Origin of the sequence: Pseudomonas sp. Lb2C2 (assembly GCF_052112205.1) — a bacterium.
Lineage (GTDB): Bacteria > Pseudomonadota > Gammaproteobacteria > Pseudomonadales > Pseudomonadaceae > Aquipseudomonas > Aquipseudomonas kilonensis.
In genome coordinates this window covers 941,741-963,845 of the sequence record NZ_JAUTYW010000001.1, presented here as the reverse complement: position 1 = coordinate 963,845, position 22,105 = coordinate 941,741, and the positions used below count along the sequence as shown (strand labels likewise).

General features: G+C 60.0%; 23 protein-coding genes and 3 tRNA genes. 14 read left to right on the top strand and 12 right to left on the bottom strand.

Annotated features, from left to right (window positions below; genetic code table 11):
* Positions 1–831, top strand: a complete 831-nt coding sequence (nudC, locus tag Q7F16_RS04105) for an NAD(+) diphosphatase (protein ID WP_046065400.1) — start codon at positions 1–3, stop codon at positions 829–831.
* Here the strand turns inward: nudC and Q7F16_RS04100 are convergent.
* Positions 799–1,578 carry a TSUP family transporter gene (locus tag Q7F16_RS04100; RefSeq protein ID WP_046065399.1) on the bottom strand — a complete coding sequence of 260 codons (780 nt, stop codon included), beginning with the start codon at positions 1,576–1,578 and terminating at the stop codon, positions 799–801. The genes nudC and Q7F16_RS04100 overlap by 33 nt on opposite strands.
* Positions 1,579–1,969: 391 nt before the next feature.
* Here Q7F16_RS04100 and Q7F16_RS04095 point away from each other — a divergent pair.
* From Q7F16_RS04095 to Q7F16_RS04085, 3 genes are all read left to right on the top strand, one after another.
* Positions 1,970–2,043, top strand: a tRNA-Cys gene (locus tag Q7F16_RS04095).
* A 193-nt stretch (positions 2,044–2,236) separates the two neighbouring features.
* Positions 2,237–2,323, top strand: a tRNA-Leu gene (locus Q7F16_RS04090).
* 230 nt (positions 2,324–2,553) lie between these two features.
* A complete protein-coding gene (locus Q7F16_RS04085; protein ID WP_225919186.1) occupies positions 2,554–3,021 on the top strand; it encodes a hypothetical protein in 468 nt (155 codons plus the stop codon).
* Between the two features lie 99 nt (positions 3,022–3,120).
* Here Q7F16_RS04085 and Q7F16_RS04080 read toward each other — a convergent pair whose 3' ends face one another.
* Entirely contained in the window at positions 3,121–3,483 is a 363-nt protein-coding gene (locus tag Q7F16_RS04080) for an NUDIX hydrolase (RefSeq protein ID WP_046065398.1), read from the bottom strand.
* A 285-nt stretch (positions 3,484–3,768) separates the two neighbouring features.
* Here Q7F16_RS04080 and Q7F16_RS04075 point away from each other — a divergent pair, with 285 nt between their 5' ends.
* A complete protein-coding gene (locus Q7F16_RS04075) occupies positions 3,769–3,954 on the top strand; it encodes a hypothetical protein (RefSeq protein WP_041475900.1) in 186 nt (61 codons plus the stop codon).
* 174 nt (positions 3,955–4,128) lie between these two features.
* On the opposite strand, the gene Q7F16_RS04070 is transcribed toward Q7F16_RS04075, so the two are convergent.
* Both Q7F16_RS04070 and Q7F16_RS04065 read right to left on the bottom strand, forming a co-directional pair.
* A complete protein-coding gene (locus Q7F16_RS04070; RefSeq protein ID WP_003201752.1) occupies positions 4,129–4,359 on the bottom strand; it encodes a hypothetical protein in 231 nt (76 codons plus the stop codon).
* A 152-nt stretch (positions 4,360–4,511) separates the two neighbouring features.
* The gene (locus Q7F16_RS04065) at positions 4,512–4,766 is read right to left on the bottom strand and encodes a DUF6555 family protein (RefSeq protein ID WP_014338120.1); all 255 of its coding nucleotides are present in this window, start codon (positions 4,764–4,766) and stop codon (positions 4,512–4,514) included.
* A gap of 221 nt (positions 4,767–4,987) precedes the next feature.
* Here Q7F16_RS04065 and Q7F16_RS04060 point away from each other — a divergent pair, with 221 nt between their 5' ends.
* Both Q7F16_RS04060 and Q7F16_RS04055 read left to right on the top strand, forming a co-directional pair.
* A complete protein-coding gene (locus tag Q7F16_RS04060) occupies positions 4,988–5,887 on the top strand; it encodes a polysaccharide deacetylase family protein (protein WP_409557224.1) in 900 nt (299 codons plus the stop codon).
* Positions 5,888–5,990: 103 nt separating this feature from the next.
* A complete protein-coding gene (locus Q7F16_RS04055; protein ID WP_079303114.1) occupies positions 5,991–6,182 on the top strand; it encodes a DUF2188 domain-containing protein in 192 nt (63 codons plus the stop codon).
* Positions 6,183–6,323: 141 nt separating this feature from the next.
* Here Q7F16_RS04055 and Q7F16_RS04050 read toward each other — a convergent pair whose 3' ends face one another.
* The 3 genes from Q7F16_RS04050 to Q7F16_RS04040 form a co-directional block, all read right to left on the bottom strand.
* The gene (locus tag Q7F16_RS04050; protein WP_409557223.1) at positions 6,324–8,120 is read right to left on the bottom strand and encodes a DAHL domain-containing protein; all 1,797 of its coding nucleotides are present in this window, start codon (positions 8,118–8,120) and stop codon (positions 6,324–6,326) included.
* 263 nt (positions 8,121–8,383) lie between these two features.
* Positions 8,384–9,238, bottom strand: a complete 855-nt coding sequence (locus tag Q7F16_RS04045) for an SPFH domain-containing protein (RefSeq protein WP_018601987.1) — start codon at positions 9,236–9,238, stop codon at positions 8,384–8,386.
* A gap of 124 nt (positions 9,239–9,362) precedes the next feature.
* Positions 9,363–9,450 (bottom strand) — tRNA-Ser (locus tag Q7F16_RS04040).
* A gap of 124 nt (positions 9,451–9,574) precedes the next feature.
* Here Q7F16_RS04040 and Q7F16_RS04035 point away from each other — a divergent pair.
* Positions 9,575–10,246, top strand: a complete 672-nt coding sequence (locus Q7F16_RS04035; RefSeq protein ID WP_014338124.1) for a Bax inhibitor-1/YccA family protein — start codon at positions 9,575–9,577, stop codon at positions 10,244–10,246.
* A gap of 198 nt (positions 10,247–10,444) precedes the next feature.
* Here Q7F16_RS04035 and mhpT read toward each other — a convergent pair whose 3' ends face one another.
* A complete protein-coding gene (gene mhpT / locus Q7F16_RS04030; RefSeq protein ID WP_014338125.1) occupies positions 10,445–11,668 on the bottom strand; it encodes a 3-(3-hydroxy-phenyl)propionate transporter MhpT in 1,224 nt (407 codons plus the stop codon).
* Positions 11,669–11,981: 313 nt separating this feature from the next.
* Between mhpT and Q7F16_RS04025 the strand changes: the two genes are divergently transcribed.
* Entirely contained in the window at positions 11,982–13,289 is a 1,308-nt protein-coding gene (locus tag Q7F16_RS04025; protein WP_409557222.1) for an OprD family porin, read from the top strand.
* A 156-nt stretch (positions 13,290–13,445) separates the two neighbouring features.
* On the opposite strand, the gene Q7F16_RS04020 is transcribed toward Q7F16_RS04025, so the two are convergent.
* Positions 13,446–13,931: a MarR family winged helix-turn-helix transcriptional regulator gene (locus Q7F16_RS04020; protein WP_046065392.1), complete on the bottom strand. Its 486-nt coding sequence runs from the start codon at positions 13,929–13,931 to the stop codon at positions 13,446–13,448.
* Positions 13,932–14,144: 213 nt separating this feature from the next.
* Between Q7F16_RS04020 and Q7F16_RS04015 the strand changes: the two genes are divergently transcribed.
* The 3 genes from Q7F16_RS04015 (at position 14,145) to Q7F16_RS04005 (ending at position 18,551) form a co-directional block, all read left to right on the top strand.
* The gene (locus Q7F16_RS04015) at positions 14,145–14,975 is read left to right on the top strand and encodes a p-hydroxycinnamoyl CoA hydratase/lyase (RefSeq protein WP_003202420.1); all 831 of its coding nucleotides are present in this window, start codon (positions 14,145–14,147) and stop codon (positions 14,973–14,975) included.
* A gap of 108 nt (positions 14,976–15,083) precedes the next feature.
* Positions 15,084–16,532, top strand: coding sequence for an aldehyde dehydrogenase (locus Q7F16_RS04010; RefSeq protein WP_409557221.1), 1,449 nt, complete (start codon positions 15,084–15,086; stop codon positions 16,530–16,532).
* Between the two features lie 141 nt (positions 16,533–16,673).
* Positions 16,674–18,551 (top strand): feruloyl-CoA synthase, encoded by a 1,878-nt coding sequence (locus Q7F16_RS04005; RefSeq protein WP_409557220.1) that lies wholly within the window; start codon positions 16,674–16,676, stop codon positions 18,549–18,551.
* Between the two features lie 180 nt (positions 18,552–18,731).
* On the opposite strand, the gene Q7F16_RS04000 is transcribed toward Q7F16_RS04005, so the two are convergent.
* A complete protein-coding gene (locus tag Q7F16_RS04000) occupies positions 18,732–19,049 on the bottom strand; it encodes a DUF883 family protein (RefSeq protein WP_014338130.1) in 318 nt (105 codons plus the stop codon).
* Positions 19,050–19,210: 161 nt separating this feature from the next.
* On the opposite strand from Q7F16_RS04000, the gene Q7F16_RS03995 reads away from it, so the two are divergent.
* A complete protein-coding gene (locus Q7F16_RS03995) occupies positions 19,211–19,465 on the top strand; it encodes a hypothetical protein (protein ID WP_003181187.1) in 255 nt (84 codons plus the stop codon).
* A gap of 3 nt (positions 19,466–19,468) precedes the next feature.
* On the opposite strand, the gene Q7F16_RS03990 is transcribed toward Q7F16_RS03995, so the two are convergent.
* On the bottom strand, positions 19,469–20,377 hold the full coding sequence (locus Q7F16_RS03990; protein ID WP_079303879.1) for a LysR substrate-binding domain-containing protein: 909 nt from the start codon (positions 20,375–20,377) through the stop codon (positions 19,469–19,471).
* Between the two features lie 86 nt (positions 20,378–20,463).
* Between Q7F16_RS03990 and Q7F16_RS03985 the strand changes: the two genes are divergently transcribed.
* Entirely contained in the window at positions 20,464–21,387 is a 924-nt protein-coding gene (locus Q7F16_RS03985) for a carbon-nitrogen hydrolase family protein (protein ID WP_003202409.1), read from the top strand.
* On the opposite strand, the gene Q7F16_RS03980 is transcribed toward Q7F16_RS03985, so the two are convergent.
* Positions 21,388–21,858 carry an LEA type 2 family protein gene (locus Q7F16_RS03980; RefSeq protein WP_014338133.1) on the bottom strand — a complete coding sequence of 157 codons (471 nt, stop codon included), beginning with the start codon at positions 21,856–21,858 and terminating at the stop codon, positions 21,388–21,390.
* Between the last annotated feature and the right edge of the window lie 247 nt (positions 21,859–22,105).

Below are 22,105 nucleotides of genomic sequence, written 5' to 3'. Positions count from 1 at the left end.
ATGATTTCACGCTGGACCACCGCAGTACTCGATACCGCTCTTCCAGGCGGCTGGGCCGTGGCTCGCAGCCCCGAAGGCTTTCTGTTCGATGACAACGGCGCACTGTTCCCCCGCGAATGGCTCAAGCGCCAAGACTTGTCGATCCTCGCCGAGCACGGCATCGGTCACCTGGATGGCGAGCCGGTCTACCTGTTGGAACTGCACAGCCCGCTGGACATTCCTGGCTGTAACTGGAAAGGCCTGCGGGCGTTCATGCTTGAGGATGACCACACACTGTACAAAGTGTTGGGCTATGCCGCGCAGATCGGCACCTGGGCCCGGGAGCATCGTTTCTGTGGCAGTTGCGGCAAGCGTATGGGCCAGATTCCGTTGGAGCGGGCCATGTATTGCGATGCCTGTGAACTGCGGCACTATCCGCGGATTTCACCGAGCATGATCGTGTTGATTACCCGCGGCGATGAAGTCCTGCTGGCCCGTTCACCGCGCTTCGTCACGGGCGTCTACAGCACCCTGGCGGGGTTTGCCGAGCCTGGCGAGTCGGCCGAGGATTGCCTGGTTCGCGAGGTGCGCGAAGAAGTCAGTATCGAGGTGAAGAACATCCAGTACATGGGCAGCCAGTGCTGGCCGTTCCCTCATTCGATGATGCTCGGTTTCCACGCTGAATATGCCGGCGGCGACATCGTGCCCCAGGAAGATGAAATCGAGGACGCCCAATGGTTCAACGTCCACGACCTGCCACCGTTGCCGGCCTCGCGCTCCATCGCCCGCTACCTGATCGACCTTTATGTGGCGCGGCGCTTAGGCCACGCTGAACCAGTGCTGCCAGGCTAGGCGCACGGTCAGGCCCAGCACCACGGTAATGAACACCGGTCGGATGAACTTCGCGCCGCCGCTGATGGCGGTGCGAGCGCCGAAGAACGCACCGATCATCACCGACACGCCCATGCTCAGGCCGATGACCCAGTCCACTTGCCCGGAAAAGATGAACACCGACAGCGCCGCGATGTTGCTGACGAAGTTCATGCTGCGGGCCACGCCACTGGCCTTGACCAGGTCGATGGGGTAGAGCAGCAGGCTGCTCACCGTCCAGAATGCCCCTGTACCCGGCCCGGCCACGCCGTCATAGAAACCCAGGCTGAAGCCTTGGGGCGACTGCCATGTCTTCTTGATCGGTGCGTCGCTGTCCAGCGGCGCCTTGGGCGTGCCGCCGAACAACAGGTACAGGCCACAGGCGAAGACGATCACCGGCAGCATCTTGTTCAGCCATTCGGCGGGCAGGTAATGGGCGACGATGGCACCGGTCAGGGCCCCGATCAGAGTGCCGACGAGGGCATGGGTCCACTGCCTCGGGTGGAACAGCTTGCGCTTGTAGAAGGTGAAGCTGGCCGTCGCCGAGCCGAAAGTCGAACTGAGTTTGTTGGTGCCCAGGACCAGGTGAGGTGGCAGGCCTGCGGTCAGCAGCGCTGGCGTGGTCAGCAACCCACCGCCACCGGCAATGGCATCGATGAAACCGGCAATGAAGGCGACAACAGCAAGGATAGCGAGTGTAGTGAGGTCAACACTGAGTTCAAAAGGCATGGAATGGGCTTATTCGGCAGGTCGCAGAAGGGCTGCGGGAAAGGCCGGTATGTTACCCATAATGGTGCGCGGCTGCGACAGCCTCCAAGATCTGCGGCATTCCCCGTGGCGAGAGAGCTTGCTCCTGCTGGGCTGTGCAGCAGCCCAAAAGTCTTCCACCCTCCACCTGACACCCGAAGGTGTTTGTGTGGCGGAAGCTGGCCGTTGGACGAATTTTTTTTGAAATCAAGGGGTTGCCAGCCTAGGCAAATGAGTACATAATTGCGCCCATCGAACGCACTGGGACGTAAAAAATCTCAATGTTTTCAAGGAGATAGCGACGCATAGGTGTCCTGTATCCTGATCAGGTTTGTACGCGGTTGATGTGGCAGCATTGCATCAAGCGTTCTGAGGCCGAATAGCAAAATGGTTATGCAGTGGATTGCAAATCCACCTACGCCGGTTCGATTCCGACTTCGGCCTCCACTTTTAAAAAGCTCTGTAGATCTATGATTTACGGAGCTTTTTTATTTTCGAAGCATTGAAAGCTTTTGTCTTGAAAAGGACATGAGCTACCTTGCTTCACAGGGGCGGGATGTATATATTCCCCCTCTTGCTGCACCAGCCAGAACATCGGCCACTGGATTTTGCCGACGTTCCCATGGCTAACCGCGCTACCGCCCGAATGGCGAAACTGGTAGACGCATGGGACTTAAAATCCCCCGCTCGTAAGGGCGTGCCGGTTCGATTCCGGCTTCGGGCACCATCTAAAATCAAGGGTTTGCGAGCGAAAGCTAATGCAAACCCTTGTTCGTTTCCGCTTCTGAAAAACTGTCATGGAACGGAGCCCAAGCCTCTGGGCATTTTCAGGCGCGAACCTCTACACTCGGCGCTGAGATTAGGGTGAAGTGGTCAGGCGGATATCTCCCGTCCAGGCCCTGTCGAGCACGCTAATCCTTAACCATGGAGAGGTATCTAGTGAAAACAATTGCAACGATGAGTCTGTTGGCCTTGATGAGCAGCGGTGCCGCATACGCGGGGGAGACAACCTCCGCTGATGGTAAAACCCTGGCCGTAAATTTTGGCGAGCCGACGGTCAAGCAAGTTCTGCACTATCGGAAAATGTACGACAAGAAGCCCTTTCCCGATGCGGAAATTTATTACTACAGCAACGGCTTGTACAAGATCATCTCTCAGGGAGAAAACCATTACGGTGTCTATGTCTTGCAGGGGCAACACACCGACGAGACATACACCGTGAAGTTCATCTCCCTGCCTTCCCCGGACTGGGGAAATAAAACCGCGTATCACCAGCTCACCTTTATTCGAGGTGATGCACAAAACGTGTTTATCCAGAATGCAATTGTCGACACCGGCGAGGCCATTGCCCAGCAGAACGGGACCTATACGCAGGAAAAGAATACCGTGGTCAATCCGATCAGTACCGCCTGGAACAAAAAGTGAGTAGTCGCGCCAAAACTATTTGATTATTACCTTTAAAAACAATTGGTTGCATAACATTTCTCATGCAACCAATTCGGTTTTGATCCTCCTGCCGGCTCGTCACAACCGCCGCCGAAACGCCTCGAGAATGTCCCGCATCCCCTTTTTCATTTGCAATTGGGCAATGGCATCCAGCGGGTGCCAGAGGCAATCGCTGATCTCATTCTGTGGTTTGGCCGCCGTCGAGTCGCTGACCGATGCTTCGAACACATGATGTTCGGTCTGCCCGTCATTGATTCGCATCAAGTAGAGCAGGTTCTCGACGTCCAGCCCGGTTTCCTCTGCCAATTCCCGGATGGCTGCCCCGGCATGGGTTTCGCCGCGCTCGACGGTACCACCCGGCAGCACCCAGCGGCTATTGGCTTTGCGAACCAGGAGGATGTGGCGATTTTCCTCGCAGATGACGGTCGCTCGAATTTTCATGGCCGTGCTCAATCAGTGACTGTCATTAAACTGAAATATAACTGCAATATTCGGGCCTGGCATTATCTGCTTCGTTCAAATGTCGACTTCTTCAAGGTCTTACCCCGTACGACCGCGACGAAGCGGGAATGGTTGAGCTTATTTGAGGCGGTCGTCGCTCCAGCCCCTCTGTCCGACCGCCAGCACTAGGTTTTCGACCGGTTATCGCCTCAAATGAATCAGCTTCAAAAAAATGAATCCATGTTGGGTGCATTGGCCGGCCCCGATAGGGGAAGGAAGCGAGAAATGACCACCGTTGAAGACTTCAAGATCAAATCCCATGAGCTCCTGGTGGAGCTGGATACGGCAACATCGGAAATGATGAAGCTCATATGTGTTCATCAAATGAGCGGATCGATTTGGGATGAGGCGGTCCAGCGTCAACATGAAGCCTATGAGCAGTGGGTTGCTTATCTGAACGAGCGGGGATAGGCGCCAACGCTTTGATCGGCGCCTGCAAGGCTGTGTCTAATTTCGTGCTGGCGTTGCGCTTCCCTTTTTTGTTTCTGCACCGGTGCCTATCAATTTCGAGGTGCAAAAAAATCCCGCGCTCCATCAGTTTTCCAACCGGTAGAACTCAGGGGGAAACAGGTCTGGCGCAGTGCCTCAGCGGAACTTGGGCAGAGGCGGTTCAGCAGGCTTGAGCGACGTTAGCGCGCTTTGGATCGACGGGGCGTCTTTATCGATGTCGTTGAGCCGGTCCCGGATGCGCACCGCGGTGGGATGCCCGCCTTGGTGGTCGACCCAGTCGGCGATTTCCTTGCAGGCTGCCGTGAGCCTGGCCTGACGCGATTCCAGCAAGGTGAGCAGGGTGGTGATGGACTCTTTTTCGGACATGTCACACCTCCATTCAGGGGTTGATGAGGCAGCACAAAACCCGCCAGGGGCGGGCTGTGCCGTGGTTTAAGCGTAGTTGAGTTATTTGAGGTCTGTCGAAGAATCCGGCGTCCGGCTAGACAGCCGGTGTACCGGAAACAATGTAAGTGGCGTTAGCCGGACTCCTTGACCCAAGACGGCGCGACGCTCGCCCGCCAGCGCACGTCGGTAATACCGTATTTTTCAGCAAGGGGCTTGGAGACCCGCTTGACCTTTTCTCTGCCGAATTTCGGTATGCGCCCGACCCCCGCATCGCAACTGGCCCAATGCCAAGCCTCGGAATTATTCATCGCTTCTGCGCGAATAATGAATGACTTGGGTTCGCCATGGAGCATGTAGTCGATGATGTAAAGCGATGGCCCGCCCATAAATCCTCCCTAAGTAGTCCTATACGGATGGATGCAAAGGCATGCGGAAAATTCCATCGGATTTCCGGACGGTCAAATTAATACCGCCCAGCGTAGAGCACGGAGCAACAGCAAATTTTGCAAACAAGGAACCAAACCCGGTTACCCTTCTCCAAGGTGAGCTTCAGCACCAAGGCCAGGGATCAAAGGCGAGGCAGTGCGGCATCAACAAAAGGCAAAACATGAAAAACATCGCCAGGGTGCTGTTCATCGCAGCCCTTGCTATTGGTTTGTCGGGCTGCATTGGCGCCCCCATCGTACTGACGCCGCAAACCGAACAACGCTTGCGCGAACAACCCCCGATCCGTTTCCTGCTGACATTCGATGATGGGCCCAGCGCCTCGTCTATCTGGAACCCTAGCCTGGAGGTGCTGGACGCACTCGCAGACAACCCGGTACAGCCCGGCATCAAGGCGGTGTTTTTCCTGCAGACCCGTGCGCCGCGTGCCGGGGGCAGTGATATTGGCCGCTCGGTGATGCGCCGTCAGCAGCAGGAAGGCCATGTGCTGGGCTTTCATACGGCGACCCACTGGCACACCAATCACCGGTCCTTGAATCCTGACGAGCTGGAACAATCACTCACCCACGGCAGTAGTGATATTGCCGCTATGACCGGTGCGGCACCCACCTTGGTCAGGCCACCCTTCTGGAGCTTCGACAGGCGCACCGCTGCCGCGTACCGACAACATGGCCTGCACATTCTGTTGACCGACCTGAGCGCAAATGACGGCAAAGTCTGGGGCATCACGATGAGTCCGCGGCGGCGGATCAACCTGACCCGGCAACTCTCCGAAGTGCGCGAGCGCATCGCCGCCGGGCAATTGCCAGTGGTGGATGGGGTCATTCCGGTGGTGGTGACGTTTCACGACATCAATCGTTATACCGCCCGGCATGCTCGCGAATACCTGCAAATCCTGCTCGACAGTGCCAAGGCGACTGGCGTGAGGACCGCCGCCGAGCCGTTCTATGATGACCACCAGGCGCTGGCGCGAGCGGCCTTGGCTCGGACGGTCGATCGCAGCACTGAGCCCGTGCATTTGCCGGGGCTGTGGGACTGGTTGTGGGATTCGGATTCCCACTGAGGGCGCTACGGGTGCAGTGGGTGTCGCGACGTTCGGTTGGCCACCCTGGGCAATCAGCGTGTATGGTAAGCCGTGCACCCTTGGTTAAAGTCGGAGGTGACTGATGAGTACTGCGATGCTGACGAAAATGCACATCAACGGTTATGACGTCCTCAGCGTAAACAGCGGCCCATGGAGGGTCTGTACCCAGGCTGACCGGCTGGGCTCCTTTGCTTCCCGTGAGGAAGCGCTGGCCTACGCCGCCGCGTTGCCGACCCGTAGAAGCCGTAGCGGCCGGCCTGTGAACACGAAATAGGTGGATGTTCACCGATACTGTTTAGTCGACAAACCCGTGGCGAGGGAGCTTGCTCCCGCTTGAGTGCGAAGCGCTCACAAAAAAGGGCTGCTGCGCAGCCCAGCGGGAGCAAGCTCCCTCGCCACAGGGTCTCCGACAGAGTCAGACGCGCGCCAACTCCAGCGGTATCTCCAGGGTAAACAGGGCGCCTTGCCCCGGTCCGTCGCTATGGACATGGAGGCGGCCATTCATTTCAACTGCCGCCAGGGCGCAGCTGTGCAAGCCAAACCCATGGCCGTCCTTGCGGGTCGTGAAGCCGTGGTTGAAGATGCGGGCCAGGTTTTCCGGGGAAATGCCTTCGCCGCGGTCCTTGACGCTGACGCATAGCGTCGTTTCGTCGAGGATGCGAATCCCCAGGGTCATTTCCCGTGGGTGCTCACTGATGTGCGACATAGCGAACTTGGCGTTGCTGATCAGGTTGATCAGGATCAACAGCAACCTGTGCTTGTCCCCCATGATCGCCGGAACGTCCTGATATTCCTTGATGACGGTGACGTGATGCCGACTGAGCGCGCCCGAGTTCATGCGTAGCGCATCTTCGAACAGATCGCTGACATTGAGCGGTTCGATCAGCCTGGCGGCCCCCGCATAGGTTTGTTGGGTGGTGACGATTTCCTTGATGTGATCGATGCTCTTGGTCAACTGCGCCAATTCATCGATAAGCAGTTTCTGTTCGGCGGCGATGGAGTCGACCAGCTCGTTGAAATAACGCGGCAGCAACCGGCCTTTTTCATCATGGGTGATGAACTGACCAAGATCCTCGGCATGTTCATTCATCATATTGACCGCCTTGGTGAGCCCGAGCGTCTTGCTGGTCCTTAACTTGCGGGTCACAAGCTCGGCTGAAATGTTCACGCTGTTGAGCACATTCCCGACGTTGTGCAACACATTCGTGGCGATCTCTGCCATGCCTGCCATTCGGGCCGCATCCACCAGTTCGCGTTCGGCCTCCATCAACTCACGGGTGCGTTCCTGCACGCGCTCTTCGAGGCGTTCATTGGACGTTTGCAGTGCCTGGTTGATCTGATTGATCATGGCGTAACTGCGAACCAGGCGCACCGCCAGGTAGATCATCAACAGCGCCATCAAGCTGGCACACACGGCCAGGTAGATATGGTATTGACGGTCGGTTGCGGCGGTCCTGCGTTGTGTCTCGTTCAGCAGTTCGTTGATGCTGTCCAGCTCCTGGGCAACCGGAATGACGCTGATGCGATCAAGCAGGTCATTGACGACAGGTTGTTCCTGGACGATGGTCTTGACGTGCTGGATCAGGGTAATGAAGTGCGCCTGATAGGTCGCGGGCAACTGGTCGATGTAGGGTTCCAGCTCGGTTAATCTGCCTTGCACTTCCAGGGCTTTGTCCGAGGTGACATCAAGTGCGAACTCCAGTGTCGTCAGGGTCAATTCAAGTACATTGGACGCCGCGGTCAGGCGCTCCATGGGGCTTTCGATGCTCATCTCCTTGAGCAGTGTCTGAATCTGGTCTTCGACCTGCGGCAGCGCGTCCAGGGACGTGCGCAGATTGGCGTTGTGCTGTTCGAATTGCTCTACCAGCGAGGTCTTGTTCTTGACGGCGTCCACATAGCCCTTGCGCCTGGAGGCCCAAAGCGCCGCCAAGGGGCCGGAGCTGTTGAGTCGCTCCAACTGCTGCCAGCGGCTGTCCGCCTCCGCTGGCGGCGCCAGTGACAGATTGTGGTTGACGCCGATCTTTTTCCTGAGGATTTTGCCGTTCCAGTTCGCGTCGGCCTGCTTGAGTTGGCGGATGAAGTCGCGAGATTCGAAGTAGGTCGATGAGTCGTACGTGTATGACTTGATCAAAAAGAATATCAGTGCGGAAAAGACAACAAGCGCGACGGCCAACAGGGCGGGCCATTTATATTTTCTGATAATCGTGGTCACGCTATTCTCCTATTAGGGCGCTTATCGAAGGAGTCGGTGAGTTCCCGAGGGGGGAGAGACGCTCAAGGCGTGAGCCGAAGGGGGAAAAAGGTAATCGTCGTACGGATGGTCGTGTCGGTTTGCTTTTGCCTGGGTACACGTTGAGCTCCCTGCTAACGATGAACGTCGGGTTCATGGTTGAGTGTAGCGCTAACGAGAGGGGCCTTGCTGCGGGAGCGCTCCGGGACGGAGCAGGCGCGGCCTGGCAGGCCGCGCCTGTGGTGTTACTTGATGTCGATGAAGGGCAGGGCGCCGTTCGGCAGTACGGTGGTTGGCAATACACCATTCCAGCGCTCAGCCTTGGTCAGTTCCACCAGGTTCTGGTTGCTGGCCAGGGCCTGGGCCCGCGCCTTGATGGCTTCGGCTTCGGCTTTGCCGCGCAACTCGGTCGCCAGTGCGTCTGCCTTGGCCTGCGCCACTTGCGAATCGGCCTCTGCCTGGGCCTGGGTTACCCGAATCTGCGCTTGCACCTGTTCGGTGGCGAGCTGCTGTTCACGGGTCTTGACCTGGACTTCCGCGGCCATGCGCGCTTCGATGGCCTTCTCGTAGGCGTCACTGAAGTCGATGTTCTCGACCTGGACGCTGTCGATGATCACGGGACCGGTGATGGTGGCCTTGATGGCCGTGGAAATGTCGTTGACCAGCTGGACGCGGTTCTGCACGGCGGCCACGGCGTTGAACTTGCCAAAGACGTTTTCCACCTGGGTAGGCACCTGGCGGCTGATCATCCGGTCGCGGATGCCTTCAAGGTCCTTGAACTGGGTATAGACCTTCGCGACATCGGAAGGCGCGATGTGCCAGGACACGGACACCTTGAGCTCGGCGGACTGTTGGTCCTTGCTGTAGGCCTGGAGGTCTTCATAAGCCGTCACTTGGCTCTGGACGCTGATCAGGCGTACCGACTCGATGAACGGCATCTTGAAGGACAGTCCCGGTTCAACCACCCCGACCAGTGCCCCGTTGCGCAGCAGCACGCCGCGCTCGGTTTCGTCGACCGTGTACCAACTGCCAAAGAAGACGCATAACAAGAGGATGCCCGCGATTGCAGCAACGATGGAACCGATGGTTTTACTGGTCACTTTTCTTTCCTTGAGTGGCTGGGGAGGGTTTGCCATAGCTGTGTCCAATGCTGAAGCTGCAATCGGCATTCTGAATGCCAGACACGAAAAAGCCCTGAATAATCAGGGCTTTTTCGTTAGAAGATGGCGGAGGCGATGGGATTCGAACTCATGGACCTGTTACAGTCGACGGTTTTCAAGACCGTTGCCTTAAACCACTCGGCCACACCTCCGTATTGCGTTGCGGGCGCCATAATACCCGAATGAAACACACTGTCAAACTCTCTACGTAGCTTGTTACAGAGCGTCTGTTATGATCCTTGCCACTGAATGTTTCAAAACCGGAGGAGTGTCGCCATGCGCGAACAGGATTACGCAGTGAACAACAGCGTGCAGGCTGAGCAGCTAGAGGTTAGCCGCGTCCTGCGCAACACTTATGGCCTGCTGGCACTTACACTCGCTTTCAGCGGTGTGATGGCCTACGTCGCACAACAGATGCGGGTGGGTTACCCGAACATCTTCGTCGTGCTGATCGGTTTCTACGGCCTGTTCTTCCTCACCAACAAACTCCGTGATTCGGCCTGGGGCCTGGTGTCGGCGTTCGCCCTGACCGGCTTCATGGGCTTTTTGCTCGGCCCGATCCTCAATCGCTACCTGCAGATGCAGGGCGGCGCCGAAGTGGTCAGCTCGGCCTTTGCAATGACGGCGCTGGTCTTTGGTGGCCTGTCGGCCTACGTGCTGATTTCCCGCAAGGACATGAGTTTCCTGGGTGGCTTCATCACCGCAGGTTTCTTCGTCCTGCTGGGGGCAGTGCTGGCCAGCTTCTTCTTCCAGATCAGCGGTCTGCAACTGGCGATCAGCGCTGGCTTCGTGCTGTTCTCGTCGGTCTGCATCCTGTACCAGACCAGCGCCATCATCCACGGCGGCGAGCGTAACTACATCATGGCCACTGTCAGCCTGTATGTATCGATCTACAACCTGTTCGTCAGCTTGCTGCAGTTGTTTGGCCTGATGGGCCGCGACGACTGATTGCATTTTGATGAGTGACAAGCCCGCTTCGGCGTGATGCTGTTCATATAGAAAAACGGCGCTTCCTTCAGCAATGGGAAGCGCCTTTTTTTTGGGTTCTTTTATCTGAGGGGTGAATATCCGTTGCTGCGGTCACGACGGCTGTCGGTTTCGCCCTTATGTATGGACTCGCTTCCAGTGTCTACCCGCTTTTCAACGTCAGGAGTTCTCCCCAACCGGGTTCGTCGCACTCAACCGCGGCTCTGCCGAATGACGAATCACACTAAGAATAGCCAGCGTCGCAACCACCAACCCAGGAGAAGTCGCCAGCAATACGGCAGTGGTTCCGCCCCCGGCCGCCAGGATCTGCCCGGCGGCCAGAGGCCCGGCCACCGACCCCAGGCGTCCGATGGCCACTGCAGCACCAACCCCCGTCGCACGGATGGCCGTAGGGTAGGAGGGCGGTGCCAGGGCATAGAGGACCAATTGCGCGGCCATGACGAACAACCCGGCGGCGAACCCGGCAATGGCCATCGGCACGATGCCGACGGACAACCCGACCCCGGCCAGGGCGCTCAGCAGACCGGCATAGACGAACAGCACCACCTTGATGCCGTTGCAGCGGTCCAGCAACAGGCCACCGAGCAACGAGCCAAGCGCTCCGCCGATGTTGAACAGCATCTGCACCAGGCCGGCCTGAGGTTTGCTGAAGCCTTGTTCCAGCAGCAACGACGGTAGCCAGTTGAGCAACATGTACATCACCGTCAGGGTGAAGAAATAGCTCAGCCACAGCGCCAAGGTGGTACGGCCGCGACCTTCACCGAACAGCGCCTGGGCGGTGGTGCCGCGCGATGAGCTGCCATCCTGCGCCTGGCGAAAGGCGCTGGACTCGGGGAGCCACAGGAGCATCAGCGGGACCACCAGCAGGGGCGCCAACCCACCGATGAAAAACGTCATCTGCCAGTGCTCGCCAAACAGCATGGCGACCACTGCCGCCAACGCACCGCCCAACGGCACGCCCGCATACATCACGCTGATGGCCGTGCCCCGGCGCTGCTCGCCCACGGCTTCGGCACACAGGGCGATGAGGTTGGGCAGGGCGGCGCCCAGGCCCAGGCCGGTCATGAAACGCACCAGCAAGAGGCTTGAAAAGTGTTCGACATAAGCGGTGCTGAGGGAAAATACGCCGAACAGCAAGACCGCGGCGACGAGGATTTTCTTACGACCGATGCGATCCGCGATCCAGCCACCGAAGAACGCACCCGGCAACAGCCCGATGATCCCGGCGCTGAATACCCAACCCATCATTTTCGGGTCGAGGGCAAACGTCTGTCGCAGCCCTGCGGCTGCGGTACCGGCTGACTGCAGGTCGAAACCCTCGATCAACGCAACGATGAAACACAAGGCGATGGTCAGCGTCGCACGACGCGCCGGCTGGTTCATGGCAAATCCTCTTATTGTTTTTGTGAGGGGGCACCGACTCGGAGGAAAACCGACGGGTGTATTTAAGATTAACAAAGCTAACTAAAAAATGAAGGCGGCCAAAGGGAAGTCAATAACGGAGCAGATCATCAAGAAAATCAGCGGTTTGGTGAAAAAATGCAGGCCAATTGATAAATTAGTTAATGATATTAATGTTCGATTATCGGTCATTCTGGATTGACGAAGCCCCCGTGCCGTTTCCATTCTTGGTTCGCACGGCCCCTATCACCAAGGCTGGGCCGATCAAAACAACAACAATAAGTGGATATCGAACATGCCAAACCTTGCCCGGGACGCCTCGATGGCGCACCCTGTTTTATCGCTTGTCCATTTGCTGGCCTGCCTCGGGCTGAGTCTGGGGGCTCCTGCCTTGCGGGCGGAGGGCTTCATCGACGACAGCCACGGCACCCTGACCCTGCGCAATTACTACATGGACCGCGACTACAAGGACGACGGCGCCAAGACCGCGACCAGGGAGTGGGCTCAAGGCGTGTTCATGAACGTCGAGTCGGGATTTACCCCAGGTCTGGTCGGGTTCGGCCTCGACGTGAGGGGATTGCTGGGCATCAAACTCGACTCGTCGCCGGACCGAAGCGGCACCGAACTGCTGCCGGTGTCGAGCAGCGACAAGCGCGCGGCGGATGAGTATTCGCGCCTGGGCGTGACCGGCAAGCTGCGTTTTGCGCAAACCACGGTGAAGACCGGCGATGTGTCGATCTTCCTGCCGTTCGCCTTTGCCAGCCCGTCGCGGCTGCTGCCGCAGACCTTTCGCGGGACGACCCTCAGTTCCAAGGACATCGACGGCTTGACGTTGAACACCGGTTATATCGATCGCATCGCCCGGCGTGATTCCACCGACTACCAACCGATGAGCATCGCCTCGCCCAACCGTCGTTTCAACGGTGCGGCGACTTCTTCCCATATGGCGTATGTGGGCGGCGACTACCAGGTCAACAAAGACCTCAGCCTGCGGGCTTACCACGCCGAAGTGGCGGACCTGTACCAACAGGACACCCTGGCGTTGTTGCATAACCTGCCCTTGGGCGATGGCGTCCTGACCACCGACCTGCGCAGTTTTTTCAGTGATGAAGATGGTGCGGCCAAGGCGGGGAAGGTGGATAACCGCAATGTCTCGGCGCTGGTCGGCTATCGCCTGGGCGGGCATCGGGTGAGCCTGGGCTACATGCATTCCAGTGGCGATACGGCCACACCTTACGTGTCTGGCACCGAGTTGATGGGCTTGAGTGAAATGACCATGAGCTCGGATTTCCTCAATGCCAAGGAACGCACCTGGCAGGCGATCCATGACTACGACTTTGCGGCCGTGGGCGTGCCGGGCCTGCGGAGCCGGCTGCGTTATGTGCGTGGCGATCACATCGAACTGGCGGCCCTCAATGCCGAGGATCGCAAGGAGCGCGAGTTCCAGATGGAGCTGGGGTACGTGATCCAGGGCGGCCCGCTGAAAAACGTCGGGCTGCTGGCACGCAAATCGATCTATCGCAACAACTTCCCAGGTACGGCGGCATTTCGCGACGAGAACCAGACCCGGTTCCTGGTGACGTACAGCGTGCCGATCTGGTGAGTTTCCAGGTGCCTGGCTTGCTCTTGTGGGAGCAAGGCTTGCCCGCGATGAAAGCGCTGCGGTTTCTCAGGAATCGAGGTGCCTTCGTCGCGAGCAAGCTTTGCTCCCACATAGCCGGAGCTTGCGTCCTCGCCACAGGGAACACCGCCAGGTTTGCTACTGGTAAACCTTCTTCAACAACCGCAGCAACTCCTCACGCTCAGTCCCTGAAAGGGTCGCCGTGGAGTCAAGGTCGCTCTGTGCGGCGATTTGCTTGAGTTCCTTGAGCAGGGTCTCGCCCGTCTTGCTCAGGAAAATCCCATAGGAGCGCTTGTCCGGCTTGCACCGCACGCGCACGGCCAGGGCCCGGCTTTCCAGCTTGTTGAGCAGCGGCACCACTTGCGGTGGTTCGATCGTCAGGGCCTTGGCCAGGTCGGCCTGCATCAGGCCGGGATTCTGGTCGATGATCGCCAGGGCCGAAAACTGGGCAGGGCGCAGATCGTGGACGGCAAGCCGGCCAATCAGGTTCTGGAACAGTTTCAACTGGGCGCGACGCAGGGCGTAACCGATCAGGTCGTCCAGCGCGGAGTCCAGCGGCGCTTGCGCGTCGGTACCGGCGGCCAGGGGCTCGGCGGGTTCGGCAAGCTTGGAAGACTTGGCCATCGAAGTGAGCTTCCTCAAGGTAAGTGATTAACAAGGCTATCCAGTTTGCCGGGGTTGCGGCGCCTTGGCTACGGGCTCGCGCATATTCAAGATTTGTAATTTTCGATCCAGGCCCGGGAAAATACAGATAAATCGATTAATAGTTAATTGACATAACTAATTTTCCGGTTTAGTTTTTGATCATCTTCAGCCAAGAACAAGAGAGCACGCATCATGAGCAATTACGAAGGTCGCTGGAAAACGGTCAAGGTCGATATCGAGGAGGGCATCGCCTGGGTCACCCTCAATCGCCCGGAAAAACGCAACGCCATGAGCCCGACCCTCAACCGCGAGATGATCGACGTGCTCGAGACGCTGGAGCAGGATCCGGCCGCTGGCGTATTGGTGCTGACCGGGGCCGGTGATGCCTGGACCGCCGGCATGGACCTCAAGGAATATTTCCGCGAAGTGGATGCCGGGCCGGAAATCCTCCAGGAAAAAATCCGTCGTGAAGCCTCGCAATGGCAATGGAAGCTGCTGCGCATGTACGCCAAGCCAACCATCGCCATGGTTAACGGCTGGTGCTTTGGTGGCGGTTTCAGCCCGCTAGTGGCGTGCGACCTGGCGATCTGCGCCGACGAAGCGACCTTCGGGCTCTCGGAAATCAACTGGGGCATCCCGCCGGGTAACCTGGTCAGCAAGGCCATGGCCGATACCGTGGGCCATCGCCAATCGCTGTACTACATCATGACCGGCAAGACCTTCGGCGGGCAGAAAGCCGCCGAGATGGGCCTGGTCAACGAAAGCGTGCCCCTGGCGCAACTGCGTGAAGTCACTGTGGAGCTGGCGCGCAACCTGCTGGAGAAGAATCCGGTGGTGCTGCGAGCCGCCAAGCATGGTTTCAAGCGCTGCCGCGAGCTGACCTGGGAGCAGAACGAGGATTACCTGTACGCCAAGCTCGACCAGTCGCGCCTGCTCGACACCGAAGGCGGGCGCGAGCAGGGCATGAAGCAGTTCCTGGACGACAAGAGCATCAAGCCTGGCTTGCAAACCTATAAGCGCTGAAACGACAGGCGAATGGCAGGCCGCATCCCGCTGTTCGCTGCGTCGCCCTGGCGCTACTGTTACACCGCTGCGATGTATTCCCGATAAAGACAATAAAGAGGAATCACCATGCTGGACGTGCCCCTGTTGATTGGCGGCCAGTCGTGCCCGGCCCGTGACGGCCGGACCTTCGAACGCTGCAACCCGGTGACGGGTGAGGTGGTGTCTCGCGTGGCCGCCGCCACCCTGGAAGATGCCGATGCCGCCGTGGCCGCAGCCCAAGCGGCGTTTCCCGCCTGGGCCGCACTGGCGCCCAACGAGCGCCGCACACGTCTGTTGCGTGCGGCCGAGCAGTTGCAGGCCCGCAGCAGTGAATTTGTCGCCGCCGCCGGCGAGACCGGCGCCATGGCCAACTGGTACGGTTTCAACGTGCACCTGGCGGCGAACATGCTGCGCGAAGCGGCGTCCATGACCACCCAGATCAACGGCGAAATCATTCCTTCCGACGTGCCTGGCAGTTTCGCCATGGCCCTGCGTCAGCCTTGCGGCGTGGTGCTGGGCATCGCCCCCTGGAACGCTCCGGTGATTCTCGCCACCCGCGCCATCGCCATGCCCCTGGCCTGTGGTAACACCGTGGTGCTCAAGGCTTCCGAGATAAGCCCGGCGGTGCACCGGCTGATCGGCCAGGTGTTGCAAGACGCCGGGCTGGGTGACGGTGTGGTCAACGTGATCTGTAACGCACCTGCCGATGCGCCGGCTATTGTCGAGCGGTTGATCGCCAACCCGGCGGTGCGCCGGGTCAATTTCACCGGTTCGACCCACGTCGGGCGCATCGTCGGCGAACTGTCGGCGCGCCACCTCAAACCCGCGTTGCTGGAGCTCGGTGGCAAGGCGCCGCTGCTGGTGCTGGACGATGCTGATCTGGACGCCGCGGTGCAAGCGGCGGCCTTCGGGGCGTACTTCAACCAAGGCCAGATCTGCATGTCCACCGAGCGACTGATTGTCGATGCCCGCGTGGCGGATGAGTTCATCACCCGCTTGACTGCCAAGATCGCCACCCTGCGCGCCGGTGATCCGGCGGCCGGCGATTCGGTGCTGGGTTCGTTGGTTGACGTCAGTGCCGGCCAGCGTATCAAGGGGCTGATCGACGATGCCCTGGCCAAAGGTGCAACGCTGGTCACGGGTGGACAGTTGGAAGGCAGCATCCTGCAACCAACCTTGCTCGACGGCGTCACTGCGCAGATGCGCCTGTACCGCGAAGAGTCCTTCGGGCCGGTGGCCGTGTTGCTGCGCGGTGACGGCGATGAAGAGCTGCTGCGCCTGGCCAACGATTCCGAGTTCGGCCTGTCGGCCGCTATCTTCAGTCGCGACACGAGCCGTGCGCTGGCCTTGGCCCAGCGGGTCGAGTCGGGCATTTGCCACATCAACGGGCCGACCGTGCACGACGAGGCGCAGATGCCCTTCGGTGGGGTCAAGTCCAGCGGTTACGGCAGCTTTGGCGGCAAGGCGTCCATCGAGCATTTCACCCAGCTGCGTTGGGTGACCTTGCAGAACGGTCCCCGGCATTACCCGATCTGAAACCCGTCGCATCGCGGGCGGTCGAGCCTTGAACGCCGTCGCCCCGATGCAGGCCAGAATAATAATGACAAGGCCGCAGCCTAGTGCTGCCACGCTCCGCTCGCATCGCGACCCGAGTGTGCCTTGGTGGAGGAAATGTACGTGAGTTCCGAGTCCAGATCGTCCTCCCGACCCGAGGCCGGGCGGTATCGCCAGGTGTCGATTGGTCATCCTGCCGTCGAAGTCCGGGAAGAGCGTGGCATCTTGCACATGCGCTCCCTGGAACCCCTGGCCCCGCTGCCGGCGCGATTGCTCGAGCGCCTGGTGCACTGGGCCGAGGTGCGCCCAGAGCAGACGTTTATCGCGGCCCGTGAAGCCGGTGGTGACTGGCGTCGAGTCAGTTATGCGCAGATGCTCGACAGTGTCCGGGCCATCGCCCAAAGCCTGCTCGGTTACGGTTTATCGGCCGAGAAACCCTTGGCGCTGCTCTCCGGCAACGACATCGAGCACCTGCAAATGGCCCTCGGCGCGATGTACGCCGGTATTCCCTATTGCCCGGTATCGCCGGCCTATTCATTGCTGTCCCAGGATTTCGCCAAGCTGCGCCACGTCTGCGATCTGTTGCAACCGGGGCTGGTATTTGTCAGCGAAGCCGCACCGTTCGAGCGGGCGATCACCGCCGTATTGCCAGCGGACGTGCCCTTGATCACGGTGCATGGCGAGATGGCAGGCCGGTCCAGGACAAGCTTCGCCAGCCTGCTGGCCCAACCTGGCGGCGTCGAGGCCGAGCAGGCGTTCGCCGCCACCGGCCCGGACAGCATCGCCAAGTTCCTGTTTACCTCAGGCTCCACCAAGCTGCCCAAGGCGGTGATCACCACCCAGCGTATGCTTTGCGCCAATCAGCAGATGCTGCTGCAGACCTTTCCGGTGTTCGGCGAGGCGCCGCCGGTGCTGGTGGACTGGCTGCCGTGGAACCACACGTTCGGCGGTAGCCACAACGTCGGCATCGTGCTGTACAACGGCGGCACGTTCTACCTGGACGACGGCAAACCTACTGCCCAGGGCTTCGCCGAAACCTTGCGCAACCTCAAGGAAATTTCGCCGACCGCCTACCTGACCGTGCCCAAGGGCTGGGAGGAGCTGGTCAACGCCCTGGAGCGTGATGGGGAGTTGCGCGAGCGCTTTTTCAAGCGCATCAGCCTGTTCTTCTTCGCCGCGGCGGGCCTTTCCCAAAGCACTTGGGACCGACTCGACAAGGTCGCCGAACAGCATTGCGGCGAACGTATCCGCATGATGGCGGGCCTGGGCATGACCGAGGCGGCGCCGTCCTGCACCTTTACCACCGGGCCGTTGTCCATGGCCGGCTACATCGGCCTTCCGGCCCCCGGCTGCGAAGTGCGCCTGGTGCCGGTGGACGGCAAGTTCGAAGGGCGTTTTCGCGGGCCGCACATCATGCCCGGCTACTGGCGCTCGCCGCAGCAGACTGCCGAAGTGTTCGACGAGGACGGCTTCTATTGTTCGGGGGATGCGATCAAGCTGGCCGATGCCAGCCATCCGCAACTGGGGCTGATGTTCGATGGGCGGATTGCCGAGGATTTCAAATTGTCTTCCGGTGTCTTCGTCAGCGTCGGGCCGTTGCGCAACCGGGCGGTGCTGGAGGGCACGCCTTACGTGCAGGATCTGGTGATCACCGCACCGGATCGCGAGTGCCTGGGGGCGCTGGTGTTCCCACGGCTTGCTGAATGCCGGCGCCTGTCAGGTCTGGGCGCGGACGCCAGTGACGCCCTGGTCCTCGCCAGCCCGCCGGTACGCCAATGGTTCGCCGACTGGCTGCAACGCCTGAACCGCGAAGCCAGCGGCAACGCCAGTCGCGTGGAGTGGATCGCCTTGCTCGATGAGCCAGCCTCCATCGACCGCGGTGAAATAACCGACAAGGGCTCGATCAACCAACGGGCGGTGTTGCAGTGGCGGGCGGGGAAGGTCGAGGCGCTGTATCGCGGGGAGGATACGTCGATCCTGCGGGCGGGAGCAGTGGCTTAAAGCAAGACCTTGTGGGTATTTCACGCATTACATGCCCACTCAGCAAATCCCTGTGGGAGCGAGCTTGCTCGCGATAGCGGTGGTTCAGCAGCAGAGATGTTGCCTGATACACCGTCATCGCGAGCAAGCTCGCTCCCACAGTTTTAACCATTCATAAAACCTCTGTGGGGAGGCTGGTGTTTAACGCCGCCCCAGCAACAAGCCCACCACCAGCCCGAAACCGGCGGAAATCGCCACGGTCTGCCAAGGGTGGCCGCCAATATAGACCTCAGTGGCATCGACCATCGGACGGGTACGCTCCCGTGCGCTGGCGACCGAATCAAGCGCTTGCTGCAGTTTCTGGGAGATCTGGCCGCGCAGGTCGTCAGCTTCTTCACCCACCAGTGAGGCACTGCTTTTGAGCAGTTTCTCCGATTCCTCGATCAACGCCTTCAGTTCGCTGAAGGCTTGATCCTTGATTTGCTCTCCATTCGCTTGCACGGTGCTTTTACGGGCCATTGAAGTACTCCTTGCTGATGATGGCATTGAACAATGGAGTGCTGCGCTTGAGCAAAAGTTGCAACCTCCGACCTTGGCAGCGCAGCCCCATCACAAATCGTGGTTAAGACGTTTCCCTGCAAGGTGTAAGATGGCGCCTATTTACGCAACAGGTAATTCCCATGAGCTTCAATCTGGCTGACAAGCCCCTGGCCGAGCGTGCCGCGCTGGAAGACGAAAAATCCCGACTTTTTGAACTGTGGCAAAACAACCTGGGCAAAGCCAAGGGCGATGCTGCCCGCTTGTTTGGCGAGCGCTCCAAGCGCAAGGGCAAGTGGGCCGAGTGGGTGCGTGCCGAACTGGACGGCATGTCGCCGCCGGAGTACGCCAACATGGTGCGCAGTGAGGTCAATCGACTGATGGCTGCCAACAAGTAAGCCTTAGGCGAATGTTGCCGTAATGGCCTCGCGAACCTTGAGCATCGTCGGTTCCATTTGCGTGTGGGTTCGCCATCCCAGTTCGATGGGGTAACGGGGCAAGGCCAGGGGGCAAGGTAGCAAGGCCAGGCCGCTGAGGTCGGCGATGGCCCGGGCGGCATGGGTCGGGATGGTCGCCACAGCCTGGCTGCCCTTGAGCAGGAACGGCAACGCGGCAAAGTGGGTGGTCGAGGCACAGACTCGCCGACTCAGGCCAAGCCCGGCCAGCCCTTCATCGGTGATGCCGATGAAGCCCCCCGAAGACACCAGCAGATGCTCGCGGGCCACGAACGCCTCCAGGCTGAGGGATTGTTGGCCCTGCGCAAGGCTCGCCGGGTCCAGGAGGCAGGCGTAATCGCCTTCGCCCAACACCTGGCGGCTGAGCAACCGCTGGGCGAAACCGCCCGCCGTGATCGCCAGGTCAAGGTCGCGCTCCATCAGGGCCCGGCCGACGATCTGACTGTGGGTCTGGCGGAAAATCAAGCGCAGGCCCGGCGCGCGGTGGGCCACTTCTTCGATCAAGCGTCGCCCATGGGCAATCTCGAAATCGTCCGACAGGCCGACGATGATCGAGCGGCCTTCGTAATGGCTGGCATCCGGGTCGACCATCGCCAGGCTCTGGCGGCATTTATCCAGTGCTTCGCTGATCACCGGCTTCAGCTGGTTGGCCCGCAGCGTCGGCGCCAGGCCCCGGCCCGTTCGCACGAATAATTGATCGTCATACAAACCGCGAAGCCTGCGCAGCGCAGCGCTGATGGCCGACTGGGTCACGCCCAGGCGCACGGCGGCGCGGCTGGCGCTGGATTCGTCATGCAGGGCTTCGAAGGTCTTGAGCAAATTGAGGTCGATGTCGGCGATATTCATAAGGCTCATATCATTTAGCAGCATTCGGGGCTTTATTCATGATCGGCGGCTGCTTGAGAATCAGCAACACCTGATGATCAAGGAGTTGAAAAACCATGCCCAAATCCATTGTGGCTGCCCTGCAGATCGGCTCGTTGCCCGGCGGCAAGGGCGAGACCCTGGCACAGATCCTTTCCTACGAAGAGGCCATTCGCGAGGCTGGCGCGCGCTTGGTGGTGATGCCTGAGGCGCTGTTGGGTGGCTATCCCAAGGGCGAGGGGTTCGGGACTCAACTGGGTTACCGGCTGCCGGAAGGGCGCGAGGCGTTTGCCCGCTATTTTGCCAATGCCATTGACGTGCCCGGCGTTGAAACCGAAGCGCTGGCCGGGCTGTCGGCCCGTACGGGGGCGAGCCTGGTGCTGGGCGTCATCGAGCGTGTCGGCAGCACCCTGTACTGCACCGCGCTGTATTTCGAACCCGATGCGGGCCTGGTGGCCCGGCACCGCAAGTTGATGCCCACCGGTACCGAGCGGCTGATCTGGGGCAAGGGCGATGGTTCGACCTTGCCCGTGATCGACAGCCAGGTCGGTCGGGTCGGCGCGGCGGTGTGCTGGGAAAACATGATGCCGCTGCTGCGCACCGCGATGTACGCCAAAGGCGTGGAAGTCTGGTGTGCGCCGACGGTGGATGAGCGGGAGATGTGGCAAGTGACCATGCGCCATATCGCCCACGAAGGTCGTTGTTTTGTGGTCAGTGCCTGCCAGGTCCAGGCCTCGCCGCAGGCCCTGGGTATCGAGGTCGCGCACTGGCCGGCCGAGCGGCCATTGATTGCTGGTGGCAGCGTGATTGTCGGGCCCATGGGCGATGTGCTGGCCGGGCCGCTGAAAGACACGGCGGGGTTACTCACCGCCGAAATCGACACCGATGAACTGGTGCGGGCGCGCTACGACTATGACGTGGTCGGGCATTACGCCAGGCCGGATGTGTTCGAGTTGGTGGTGGATGAGCGCGCCAAGCCCGGCGTGCGTTTCACCGCCTGATCACCAGTTGGCGGCGGAGCCCGGCAGGTCGAGGGTTCCGCGGTCGACGAAGCGCAGGGTGCCGAATACGCCGCCGGCGAGCTTGCCCTTGAGCACATAGGGCAGGTTGTCCAGGCTTTGGGTCTGGCTCAGGCCCAAGGTCTGGCGCAACACCGAAAACGCCGAAATGCTCACCGGGACACTGAGAATCGCCTCGGAAAAGCGCGGGATCGAACCGCTCTGGTCACTGACTCCCGTCGCAAGCGTACGGCCGTTGACCTCCAGGTCCAGCGCCACGCCGTTGTAGTCGATGGCGGTTTCGTTGGGGTTCTGCACGCGCAGTTTCACAGCGAAACGCACCTCCAGGCCCTGGTTGGGCAATGGCTCGATGCCGACCACGTTGATGTTCAGCGGGTCACGGTGCGGGAAGAGGGCGCAGGCGCTCAGGCTGAGCAGTATCAGGAAAACGGAAAGGCCGAGGATTCTGCGCATGGATAGACTCTCAACGAATGAAAAAGCGGAAGCGATCAAGCACGATACCCCACAGTTGCCTTACGGCAACCGACGAACCCTTGGATAGGGTGCTTTTGTGGCGAGGGAGCTTGCTCCCGCTGGGCTGCGTAGCGGCCCCAAGCTTTTGCGGTTGCTGCGCAACCGAGCGGGAGCAAGCTCCCTCGCCACAAAAACCCATGCCACACCGATGTATGCGAGACATAGTAGGAGGGCTCCTGACAGTTTC